This is a genomic window from Azospirillum sp. ST 5-10, from assembly GCF_051225715.1.
Classification (GTDB): Bacteria; Pseudomonadota; Alphaproteobacteria; order Azospirillales; family Azospirillaceae; genus Azospirillum.
This window is the reverse complement of the sequence record NZ_JBPJSP010000009.1, coordinates 188,628-199,795: the sequence shown is the minus strand read 5'-3', so window position 1 is coordinate 199,795 and position 11,168 is coordinate 188,628. Positions and strand designations below refer to the sequence as shown.

The window sequence follows — 11,168 nt, the reverse complement described above, 5'->3', positions numbered from 1 at the left end:
CCGCTGTCCGCAGCCTCATCGACGGCGACTTCGCTATCGCCTGAACAACAGCTCGCGCCAACCCCGTGAGCAATTACCATGGACGCGGCGGATGCTGCTGTCGAAGGTCGCGGCCATCGTGACCATGTCGGCGCGCATCGCCCGCAGCTCGACGCGCGTCTCTTGTTCGACGTGCTCGGTGGCTTCGCCCGCAGCGACCACCATACGCTCAAGCCGGAGCACGGCTTGGATCGCCTCCGACCACGTCTCTTCTCCATGCTGAGGGTTGGGGGCGGCCTGCGCCGGTGCCACCGCCGGCCGCCGCCAGATCCACAGGCCAGCCAAGGCAGCCGCGATCAGCACCAGGAACAGCACGACGGCGACGATGTCCCCGGTGACCGCCCGATCGGCGACGGCAATCGCAGGACGCGCCAGGTGCTCGACATAGCTCCCCGCGGACGGCGGGGCCTGCGACGTGCTCATATGCTGGTCTCCGCGCGTTCAGAGGGGCGGTGCCGGCTTCCGGCCGGGCAGCGGCAGGTTGGCGAGCACGGCCGGAAGGCCGCCAGCGGTGCCCGTCTTCTCTCCGGACCGACGATAGATGTAGACCCCCAGCACGGTGAGGCCGACCGTCCACAAGGCCGTGGTGTCCGCCAAGGCGGACAGGATGCGTCCGGCCTCCTGCGGCGCGGTGACGATGGTGTACGAGATCGATCCCATCTGCGCCGCCCACGCCGCCGCCATCACGTACCCGAACGTCGGGCGCATCCGGCGAACATAGGGGTCGGAGCTGGCGATCTCCGCACGCATCGTCTCGTTGATGGTCTGAAGCCGTCTCGTCTCCTCCGACAGCACAGTGGCCGTCGCTTCGTTCACGCGCTTCTGAAACTCCACGAGCACGGCGGGATCGGCGGCGATCATCTGCGCGGCCTGCTGCGCGTCTTGGGTGGACTGCATAGGCAGGCCGGTAACCTGGGAGGCAACCGACACGACGGCGTCGGCGACCTTGCCCGCCACCGGGCTGTCGTCGCCGAAGATTTGAGCGGCGGCCGTCTCTGCGACCACGGGGGCGAGGGCGGAGAGGATCGGAACCAACAGCGGCAACATTCACACCTCCAGGAATTCGGCGAGGCGGTTGCTCCACCCGGCCGCGTTGAGGGATTGATCCGCGGTCCGCCCGCGGCGTAGCGCGTCATCGGTGATGACCCGGCCCATCTTGCGCAGGCGGTAGGCGCAGACCCGGAGCACCAGCGGATCGGCCGGCAGGGCGTTGACCGCGGCGAGCGTCTTGGGGCCGACGGCTCCATCCACCTTCAGGGCAGCGCCGAGGTCGTTGGCCGCCTGCTGCAGCCACGGGGATGCATCGTCGCTGCCGTAGAGGACGGCGGAGTCCACCACCAGGCACCGGAGCTGGTCGTCCGCGATGCCGGCGTAGCCGGGCTCGATCACGTACATCTGCCGGTAGATCGCCCGCACCTCGTCCTCCTCGATGCGGCGGATGTCGTCGGCGGTGCAGGGCCGGCCGCGCCACCTGGACAGGGTCGGGATGGTGATCCCGCCCTTGGTCGGGCCGCCCCGGTCGGCCGGGTGGTCGGTGTACTTCGGCCAGCCTTCCCGGCGCAGGATCTCGCCGAGAAGATCGTCGATCAGGTCGCGCGGCAGCGTCGCCGCGGGGGTCGCGGTGGGCATGGGGGTCTCCATGAAAAAGGCCGCTCTGCGGGGGTGCAGAGCGGCCAGGGGGCGCTTGGTGGATCAATGCCGAGGCTAGGTCCTAGCCGGTAAAACCGCTCACTATAGCAAAGACCGGGCCATCCACCGAACCGCCAGAACTAGTAAATGTCACCATCGGAAAAACGACGCCGGAAACATTGGTAAATGCTGCATTGCTGCCGGCGACAGGATCTCCGCTACCTTGCCAGGTGCCGTTTTTTGCAAACCATAGTGATTGTGTGATCTTGTCGAAGCCAACGTGTATCCAATCTCCTGCCGTGAATGCTGCGCCATATGCCGTTACAGAACCAGCGTGCAATTTATTGCCGTCACTTCTGTATCCCCACCCATATGCATCAGTGCCAAGGTGGGCGGTCGGACCGTCGATCGACGCCGATGACGTGCCAACGCCAATAGTGACATAAGTTCCGGTACCCAACACTTTCAGGCCGAACACCACTTTCCCTTCCAGGAAATCAGTAGTGCGAATGCCGCCTGTCCACCCGCCGCCTGTCATGGTTACGGAGCAATTGAAATTTGCCAGCGTTATCGCGGCATGCTTGTCTGTCGTGCTCCACGCGATAAGTTTACTCGCGTTCCCGCCCCGCCGCTCTTTAATCGGGACGGACACGCGCCCCATTTCCAACCGGTTGCGCATCACGACACCGCCCGGAGCACGTAGCCGACGACGTTGATGACGCTGGCCTGCGAGGCGAAGGCGCGTACCACCACACCGCCGTCAAGCGGAAGACCCGGGATGACCGGGACGAGGCCACTTTCGGCTGTGATGGTGACTTCGATCAGATCGTCGGGGCTGCTGGTGCCGCCGAACTCAATGGTCAGCTTGCGGTCGGTGCCGTCCGTGTTGGACGCCCACAGCCAGATCTCGTCCAGCTGGCCCGCCGAGTTGACCGCCGTGTGGATGGTGGTGCCGGCCGTCGCCGTCGCGACGACCTTGATCGGCCGGCCGTTCGTGCTGCCGGACAGCTTCATCTTCTCGATCGTCTTCTGCGCCGCCATGATGGCGATCTCCTCTCAGCCGAAGAAGGAAGCGAAGAGCGCGACCTGCGCCGGCGCCCACGGGGCGTAGGGCGGCGTCGAGGCGCGGGTGTAGGAGGTGCACCGCCAGGCCCCGGACCCGAGTGACACGAACTCGGCCGAGTCGCCGGCCTCGGTCGCGATGCTCGCGCCGCCGGGCAGGATCAGGCTGACGGCGTTGTGCGTCAGGGTCAGGGCGCCGGCGAAGGTGACGCGGCGTTGCGCGCCGGCCTGCGCCGTGCCAAGGGCGGTGATCGTCGTCGTCCCGGTGATCGTGATGGTGTTCCCGCCGGCACCCCCGATGTCGGCGGTGCCGGCCGATGCGACCGTGGCGGACGCCTCGTTCAAGGCGCCGCTCAGGTTGCCGCCGGACACGCCGCCCGGATCGCCCTGTTCGCCCTTGTCGCCCTTCGGCGTGAACGACAGGATGACCATGTCGCCGGCCGAGAAGGGCGAGGCGGACGACGAGGCCAGCACGGCGACGGTCAGCTTGCGATAGCCGGCCGGGAAGGCGAGCGCGGTGACGGTGCCAGCCATCCACGCATCGGGATCGGAGATCGCCTGCAGGCGCCACACGCCCTTGACGTCGGACGTGCTGTCGTCCGTCAGGTCGAGCAAGCCGGTCACGTCCACCCCGTTGACGTCCTTCAGGTCGGCCATGATCAGCGTGGCGCTGCTCTGCGTCGCGGCGTCGAGGCGCAACATCCCGTCGCCGGGGTCCACGTCGGTGGTCGTCGTGGAGAACTCGTAGACGATGGCGTAGCCGTCGGGGTTCACCGCCTCGATCCGGGCCTGCATCTCGGCCAGGCCGTCGACCCACATGTTGACCCACTGCGCCCGGGTCTCGCCGTCGCTTCCGGCCACCGTCAGGGCGTTGTGCCCGAACCCGGTCCCCATGCCGGAGCCGGAATAGGTTTGTCCGGACAGGACCACGTCGTTCGCCATTACAGGACCCCTTCGAAAGAAAACGGGACTTTCGTGCGGTTGTGGCTGACGTATTCGCCGAGCCCAAGTTCGGCGTTGCGCACGAACCGGACCGTCCTCAGCCAGAACACCTCTTCGTCCGGGTGCGGGAACCACAGGAACGGCGTGTGCACGTCATGCTCCTGCTGCATCTCCTGCCACCGGGTGAGCGCTTCCGAGCGCTGCATCAGCGGGATGGTGCCCTTGAACACTTGCCGCGCCTCGCGGACGTCGAATTCCTTGTGCCCGCTGTGCGCCTCCACCGCCGTGGTCCGGCTGACCGGGCCGAAGGTCGAGCCGAAGTTGAAGTTGCAGCCCAGCTCGTACCCCTGGCAGATCTCGAAGAGCCGGCACAGGAAGCCGGCCGAGGTCACCGACACCCGAATGCCCCGGACCTGGTAGACCTTGTCCAGCCGGACCGGCCGGTTCCGGTACCGGATCTTGGCGATCTGGCGCGGCGAGTATTTGCCCGTCCAGAAGCTCTCGTGCTCGAACGGCAGATCCTCCCGCCGGTAGACCACCGGCCAGAAGTCCATGACACCCGTGTCGAACGCCGCCACGGACAGGGCCTCGTCGTAGAAGCCTTCGATCCGGAACGTGTCGTCCACCCCCGCGGAGTGGCCGACGAACGCCAGCAGCCCGACCGGCCACGGCGTGGCGGACGTCGCCACGAAACCGCACGTCGCCCCGACCGCCCACGCCGGCCAATAGAGGGTGTCCGTGCCGATGTTGGTGACGGGGTAGTCGGCATCCCACGTGCTTCCCGCGGCGGCGGCGAAGGTGAACAGCGGGGTCCAGCGGTCGAACCCGACAATGGCCTTGGTCATGTCGCGGCACCCCAGATGTCGAGCGTCATGCGGGTCCCCTGATAGTCGACGCCCAGCACCAGGAAGACCTTCCCCGAGCCGAGGCCGTAGCGGTCGGACTGCGCGCCCACCAGGACGCCGGGAACGGCCGTCGGCGCGGTCGTCGGCGTCGCCGGGGCGGACAGCTTCAGGCGGTCGCGCTGGACGCCGTAGATCGCCCACAGCGCCGCGGCGAGCGCCTCGGCATCGACCCGGTGGCGCAGGGCCGAGCGGAAGGTGATCTCCGGCGCGTCGTCGCCGAACTTGCGCAGGACGTCGGGGTCCTTCTCGGCGGGATGGGTGACGGTCAGGTACTGCCGCTTCCACCGCTCCCGCGCCGCCGGCCCGCCCACCAGGTCGGTGTCCGGGGCGGTGACGTCGCCGCCGAGCTGGTCGACGCCGAGGGTGACGTCGTAGGGGGCGAACTCCAGGGTGATCCGGCACGCCGGCCGGCCCCGGCCCTCGTCGGCCGTCGCCACCAGCTCCAGGCTGTCGTAGGGCACTTCGGACAGCGTCGCCACGGCACCACGGCCGAGCTGGCGATAGGTCAGCACCGGCGTGCCCGCCGGCGCCGCGATCCGCAGGAGGCGCCAGGTCTCCGCCCGGTCGGCGTGGTAGCCAGCCACACCGCCGCAGATCTCGTCCAGGACCTGCCGCGCCGTCTCCCCGTTGCCGGCCCAGAAGCCCGTCTCGTACGGGCACACAGCGTCCAGGGCGGCGACGTCGGCCGACGATACGGCGGCGGAGTCGTACCCCATGTCCTCGATCAGCGTCCGCTTCCACACCTGCGCGATGGTGCGGTCGGCCGCCGTCGCCCCCTCCCACGCTTCCACGGTGAGGGTCAGGTCGGCCGCCGTTGCGGTCCGGATGAACGCCCCGTGATCGGGATCGGCGAGGCAGTAATCGTAGGCGCCGGGGTCGGGTTCGTTGGCCTCGTCGTCCAGCTCGGCCGCCGTCGCGCGCGCGGTGCCGACGTTCAGCGGCACGCCGCCGTTCTTGACGGCACCGATGCCGTGGATCGCCTTCGCCGAGATCTGCCGGATGTTGCGGAAGCCGTTGACGTTGACCGGTTCGAACGCCGCCCTGTAGCCCCGCAGCAGGGGCTTGTTGCGCCCCGCCAGTTCGGTGCTGCCCTCGATCCCGGCCGGCTCCGCGTTGTCGCCCGCGTAGACGTCCGCCTGCACCGCCCGGTCCAGCTCGGCCAGCAGGTCGCGGAAGCGGAACATCACGTCCGTGTCGGAGACGACGCACTGTTCCACCCGGCCCGTCCGCATCACGGCGGCGGTGGCGCGGTCGGCGCCGGCGGTGACCACCAGCTCGCTGGCACGGTGCCAGCCGTAGGCCCGCCAGTGGTCCCGCACGCCGCCACCGTTGATCGCCTTCACGAACGCCCCGGACGAGCCCCCCGACGCGCCGAAGGTCTGGCCGTCCGCGAACAGCGTGACGCCGCCCTGCAGCCATCCATCCTCGGCCAACACCGGTTCGTAGATCGGCGCATCCGACGGCTCGTAGGTCCCGGTCGACAGGCGCACCATGCCGGCGGCGAACAGCCACGCCGCGTGAGTGCCGGAACCGGCGACGGAGACCACGTTGACCGTGGCCGTGTCGTCGCCGGCGGCCGTGCAGCGCCCCTCCATCCACGTGTCCGGGTCGCCGTCGACCTCGACGCGGACCGTCATCCCCGTCGTCAGCTTCGGGCCGGCGGCGAGGGTCCAGGTCTTCGGCCCGGTCCCGACGGTCTGTTCCGTCGTCGACGTCGCGCCGACGAAGCACGATGCCTCGAAGAGGCGGACGAACTGTGCCGTCATGCCGCGCGCTCCCGGTCGCGCTGCCGCTCAAGCGCCCGTTCCAGCCGGCGCAGATCCGTGCGGCTCTGGTCACCGGCCGCGATGGCGACATTGAGGAGGGACTGCATGCGGGCGTTCAGTGCCCGCACCTCGTCGCGCAGGCGGCGGTTCTCGGCCAGCAGGTCGCGGGTGACGGCGTCGCTCCAATCACCGGCAGCCGGCACCGCCGTGACCGGCGGAGCGCGCCCCACCCCCGCCAGCATCTCGGCCGTCTGTTCGGCCGACCAGATGCGGGACGGGCCGGTGGCCTCCAACTCCACGCCGCGCTCACCGACGAGCCGGAGCCCGCCGGAGTGGAACCCGCCGTCGGCGAACCCGGGGAACCCGAACATCTTCAGCAGGTAGTCGGCTGCGGCCCGCTGCGGGTCGCTCGCATCCATCTGCCGGAACGGGTTTCCCCACGTGCCCTTGCCGCCGAACCCGTTCGGGTCGGCCCCCAAGGCGATCAGCATGGCGTTCAGCCCGGGGTTTGCTCCGACGGCCCCATGCTGCTGAAGCGCCCACGCCTCGAATTCGCCGGGGCCGAAACCGCCCTCGTACTCCGGCACGGCAGCGGCGATCAGCCGGTTGAGCGCCCCCTGCGAGCCGGACCCGTAGTCCCGGAAATCGCCCTTGGACAGCACGTCGCGGAACGCCTGTTCCAGGTCGGTGAAGCCGCTCTCGTTGACGCCGGCGATGCGGCGCAGCTCGCTGAGCTGGTCGCGCTGCGTCCGCTCCTGCCGTTCGGCCAGGGTCTCGGTGCTGTCGAGGATGCCGACCATCGTCTCGACGTCGAGGGCGTAGCCCGGGCCCAGCAACGTGTTCACGTCCCGCGACGCCTCGAGCGCCGCTTGGATGGCCGGCTGCAGGTCCTGCATCGCCCGCAGCGCCTCGTCCGGGTCGCCGGACCGGGTGAGGGCGGCGAGGCGATACACCTCCTCCACCGCCATCGCCCGGCGCTGTTCGGCACCGTAGGGCGACGTCGACGACGAGATCAGCAGGCCACGGCGGAACCCCGACAGGCTGGTGGCCGCGGTCCCGAACCCGTCGGCGAGCTGTTCCGTCTCGCCGATCAGCCCTTGGAGCGCCGACGCGAAAGCGGTTTCCAGATCAGCTTCGGCCGCGGTGCGGGCCGCGCTGATCCGGGCCGCCTCCTCGGCGTCGGACAGGGCGGCCGCGGCACCGTCGATGGCGGCGGTGAACTCCGGGAACTGCTCCTTCAGATCGGCCAGCCCCTCGGCCGTGATCTCCCCATCCTCGGCAAGCTGCAGGAACTGCAACCGGACGATCTCGGCCGCCTTTCCAAGCTCGACCTGCGCCTGTTCGCCGTCGCCCCACAGGGCGGCGATGTCCGTCTGTTGATCCTCGTACCAGTCGGCGAAGCCCTGCACCGAATTCCGCCAGCTCTCGCCGCGCAGGGTGTTCAGCAGGGTATCCCGGTCCGCGCTGCTGGCGTCCTGCAGCTTGGTCACCTGCGCAGCCTGCCAAGCGTCCACCTCCGTGTCGGAGATGGCGAGGTTCATCGTGTCGATGGCCTCCTTGGTCGCCGCCGCCTGCCCGGCCACCGTCGCAAGGGTCTGCTGGACGGCCGTGAACTCGGTCGTCACCGGGTCCAGCATACTGCGGATCTGCGCCTCGGCCACCCGGCGATACTCGTCACCGAGGCCGAGCTTGTCGGCGCGCTCCACCTCCTCGATCGCCGTCTCGTACCCGGCCGCCGTCGCCTTCTTCGCCGCCTTCTCGACGCCGGTCAGGCTGGTGTCCAGCTCGTCGAGCGCCGTGCTCGCCTCGTCGAGGCGCCGGGCAAGGTCCAGGTCCTTGCTGAAGTCGTCGAGCGTGGTGGCCGTGGTGTTCTTCAGGGCAACGGCAACATCGTCGCCGACTTCGATCAGGCCGCGGTTGACCATCTCCTTGAAAGCGGCAATCTGCGCCTCGTCGAAGGTGTCGAACTTCCCAAGGAACTCCTCGTCGTCGCCGATCCGCGGTTTCCACTTGTCCGACTTGAACTCGATGCCCTGGTAGACCTCGCCGACATACTTGGCACCGGACACCAGCCGCAAGGTTTCTGCGGCGGTGTTGAGCGCCTGTTCCATCTGAGCGGCGGCCTCGGGATCGCCATCGTTGTCGGTGTCGCTGTCCGACCGGACATAGCCGTCCGGGCCGGTGACATTGCCGGCCGCCGCCGCCGGCGGCCCCTTGTCGAAGAGGCCGCCGAAGATGCCCCCGAGGATCTGCGACCCGATGGCGACGAACGGGGCGAAGGGCTGGGCGCCGGGTATAAACATCATCGCAGTGGCGGCCGCGTTACCAACGCCCGCAATCGGATTGCCGTTCTTGAAGTTCATGATGGAATTGATACCGTAGCCCGCTGCACCGAGGATGTTGCCCGGCGTGATGCCGCCCGCTGGAGTGCCCGGCGCGTATCCAAGCTGCCCCACGTCGTCGATGCCGGACATAAGAGCGGTGGATGGGCCGCCGGCGATGGGGGTGTTCAGCCAGTTCACGGCGTCGCCGAAGAACGTCCCGTGCGACCACATCGACGACGGCCCCATGCCCGAGTTGGACATGCCGAGGCCGAAGGGGGTGTTGATGCTGCCGAGGCCGGAGCCGCCGCCTGCCTGTTGGCTGGCCACGGCTCCGGCGGGCGACTGAATGCCGAACAGCCCCGGCACCGCGCCAACCACCTGCTGCACGATCGGCATGATGAACTGGGTGCTGGCGATCTCGATCGCCATCCGCTTCAGCAGGTTGCGCCACCAATCCAGTATGTCGCCGCCCTTTTCGAACATCTTTTCGGCAAGATCGTCGGCGATGTTCTTGGACGTGTTTTCGACGTCCTGCTGGAACTGCCGCGCCGCCTGCTGGGCTTGCTGGAACGCCGGGTCGGCCTGTTGGACAGCCCGGTTGAACGTATCCTGATCGATGGCACCATCGGTGAGCAGGCCACGCAAACGTTCGACTTCCTCCGCGTATTTTTCGGCCGGCGAGCGGACGCTTTCCAGGACCCGGCGTCCTTCCTCCATACGACGGGTCCAGTCGGATTCGCCGGCCTTGTCGGCGGCCTCAACGCCGCGAAGGATTTCGTCCACCAGTTTCTTGCGGGCCTTCGTCGCCTCGTCGACCTTCGGTTTGCCCTTCTCCAGGGCCTGCTGGTAGGCGTCCTCCGCGGCGGCGATGTCCTTCGTGGCCTGTGCCTGATCGATCAGGTCGGCCTTGAGGGCAGCCGTGATGGCGGCCTTCGTCTCCTCCAACTTGGCGAGCGCGACTTCCTGCGGATGCAGCCCCTTCACGGCACGCTGGTAGTCCGTCAGGACCCGGGCACGCTCGGCCTCCGCCTTGGCCGCAGCGGCGGTTGCCCGCTCTCGAAGCTGACGATGTGCTGTCAGCATCTGTTCGGCGCGGGCCAACTCGCCGGTCTGCTCAATGGCGCGATCGAGTTCCGCGACCTGCCGCATGCGCTGTTCGTAGACGAGGGGATTTGCCGGACGACCGGTCTGCGGGTCCGTGCGCATCTCCGGCATGGCAAGAATTTCAGCACGTTGCTGCTGCAGCGTCTTCAGAACGTTGGCCGGGGCGGCTTCAATGGCAGCCGTCATGCTGTTGATAGCGTTGGCGGCACCCATCAACACTGCGGCCAGCTTCTCCGACAATCCAAGCGACCGGTCGATCTCGGCCGTGAACCGCTCCCATGCGGCGCCCATGATGTTGGACGCGCGCTCCACCGTGACGGGCATCAACCCGAACTGCTCGTCCGCCTTCTCCTTGGCGTCCAGGATCGCCCGGAAGATGCGCTCCGCCGATAGCTCTCCGGCCTCGCCCATCTCCCTCAGCTTGCCGATGGGTACGCCCAACTCGTCGGCGATCTCCTGCGCCAGTAGCGGCATGTTCTCCAGAACGGACCGCAGCTCGTCGCCCTGCAGGCGGCCGGAGGCGAGCGCCTGCGCAAGCTGGACAGCGCCGGCCTGCGCTTCTGAAGTCGAGGCGCCAGAGACGATGCCGAACTTCTGCACCGTTTCCACCAGCCTCACCACCTCTTCGTTGGTCGCTCCCACCGCGTTTCCGGCAATGCGGAAGCGGACGAACTGGCCGGCAGAATCTGCGACGGCCATACCCGTCTGCTGCGACAGTTCGTAAAGCTGTCCATACACGTCGCGCGCCGCCGCCAGCGATCCCGTGGCCGCTCGCAGGCGACCTTCCGCTTGCGTCATGCGGTCGCCGGCCTCAAGAGCAGCACGGGCGAGCAAGGCGATACCGCCGGCCGCGGCAGCCGAGGCACCGACGACGCCGAGCATGGCCATGCTCACGCTGCCGAACGCGCCGGCCATCTGCGCACCCTGCGTCACCAGGGTCTGCATCACCGGCGCTCCGGATGCGAGTGACTGGAAGGTATTGACCGCCGCAGCGTTCATTACCTGCATCTGCTGGTGCGTTCGCCCCAGCCCGCGCACCAGATTGTCGTTCACCGCGTTGAACGCCGTGCCGGTGCGCGCCGCAGCTTCCAGCGCCCGCCGTTCCTGTTCGAACTGCGTCTGGCGCTGCTGGCGAATCCGGTTCACCCGCTCGACGAGGGCCGGTTCCGCGGCCAGCACCTTGTTCAGTGTCTCGTTGTCCCGGGCCAGCCGCTGCGTCGCCCGGGCCAGCGGATCGACGCGCCCTTCCAGCGCCTCGAACTGCCGGCGCACCGCGTCGAGGTTGGTGCTTCCCACCTTCTTGATGTCGACGTCGAGGCCTTCCAGCTTGCGCCGCACCTCGTCGACGTTCTCGGCCGCCACCTGAAGACGGACAGAGACGCGCTTTTCAGTCATGG

Annotated in this window: 9 protein-coding genes; all 9 read right to left on the bottom strand. The window is 68.4% G+C overall.

What is annotated here, in order from left to right; all coding sequences use genetic code 11:
• Positions 1-33: 33 nt before the first annotated feature.
• Positions 34-462, bottom strand: coding sequence for a hypothetical protein (locus ACSBPG_RS13315; RefSeq protein ID WP_435537651.1), 429 nt, complete (start codon positions 460-462; stop codon positions 34-36).
• Between the two features lie 18 nt (positions 463-480).
• A complete protein-coding gene (locus ACSBPG_RS13310) occupies positions 481-1,086 on the bottom strand; it encodes a 3TM-type holin (protein ID WP_435537650.1) in 606 nt (201 codons plus the stop codon).
• Positions 1,087-1,668 carry a glycoside hydrolase family 108 protein gene (locus ACSBPG_RS13305; RefSeq protein ID WP_435537649.1) on the bottom strand — a complete coding sequence of 194 codons (582 nt, stop codon included), beginning with the start codon at positions 1,666-1,668 and terminating at the stop codon, positions 1,087-1,089.
• An 82-nt stretch (positions 1,669-1,750) separates the two neighbouring features.
• Positions 1,751-2,320 (bottom strand): SPRY domain-containing protein, encoded by a 570-nt coding sequence (locus tag ACSBPG_RS13300; protein ID WP_435537648.1) that lies wholly within the window; start codon positions 2,318-2,320, stop codon positions 1,751-1,753.
• Between the two features lie 26 nt (positions 2,321-2,346).
• Positions 2,347-2,709: a hypothetical protein gene (locus ACSBPG_RS13295; RefSeq protein WP_435537647.1), complete on the bottom strand. Its 363-nt coding sequence runs from the start codon at positions 2,707-2,709 to the stop codon at positions 2,347-2,349.
• A 15-nt stretch (positions 2,710-2,724) separates the two neighbouring features.
• Positions 2,725-3,672 carry a hypothetical protein gene (locus ACSBPG_RS13290; protein WP_435537646.1) on the bottom strand — a complete coding sequence of 316 codons (948 nt, stop codon included), beginning with the start codon at positions 3,670-3,672 and terminating at the stop codon, positions 2,725-2,727.
• Positions 3,672-4,517, bottom strand: coding sequence for a hypothetical protein (locus ACSBPG_RS13285; protein WP_435537645.1), 846 nt, complete (start codon positions 4,515-4,517; stop codon positions 3,672-3,674). Before ACSBPG_RS13285 ends, ACSBPG_RS13290 begins: the two co-directional genes overlap by 1 nt.
• Positions 4,514-6,343, bottom strand: coding sequence for a hypothetical protein (locus ACSBPG_RS13280; RefSeq protein WP_435537644.1), 1,830 nt, complete (start codon positions 6,341-6,343; stop codon positions 4,514-4,516). The genes ACSBPG_RS13285 and ACSBPG_RS13280 overlap by 4 nt, the downstream gene beginning before the upstream one ends.
• Entirely contained in the window at positions 6,340-11,166 is a 4,827-nt protein-coding gene (locus ACSBPG_RS13275; protein WP_435537643.1) for a tape measure protein, read from the bottom strand. Before ACSBPG_RS13275 ends, ACSBPG_RS13280 begins: the two co-directional genes overlap by 4 nt.
• Between the last annotated feature and the right edge of the window lie 2 nt (positions 11,167-11,168).

Bases quoted from the DNA above. Each gene is read 5' to 3' on its own strand.
- ACSBPG_RS13315 (WP_435537651.1), bottom strand. From the start codon at position 462: ATGAGCACGTCGCAGGCCCCGCCGTCCGCGGGGAGCTATGTCGAGCAC.
- ACSBPG_RS13310 (WP_435537650.1), bottom strand. From the start codon at position 1,086: ATGTTGCCGCTGTTGGTTCCGATCCTCTCCGCCCTCGCCCCCGTGGTC.
- ACSBPG_RS13305 (WP_435537649.1), bottom strand. From the start codon at position 1,668: ATGCCCACCGCGACCCCCGCGGCGACGCTGCCGCGCGACCTGATCGAC.
- ACSBPG_RS13295 (WP_435537647.1), bottom strand. From the start codon at position 2,709: ATGGCGGCGCAGAAGACGATCGAGAAGATGAAGCTGTCCGGCAGCACG.
- ACSBPG_RS13290 (WP_435537646.1), bottom strand. From the start codon at position 3,672: ATGGCGAACGACGTGGTCCTGTCCGGACAAACCTATTCCGGCTCCGGC.
- ACSBPG_RS13285 (WP_435537645.1), bottom strand. From the start codon at position 4,517: ATGACCAAGGCCATTGTCGGGTTCGACCGCTGGACCCCGCTGTTCACC.
- ACSBPG_RS13280 (WP_435537644.1), bottom strand. From the start codon at position 6,343: ATGACGGCACAGTTCGTCCGCCTCTTCGAGGCATCGTGCTTCGTCGGC.
- ACSBPG_RS13275 (WP_435537643.1), bottom strand. From the start codon at position 11,166: ATGACTGAAAAGCGCGTCTCTGTCCGTCTTCAGGTGGCGGCCGAGAAC.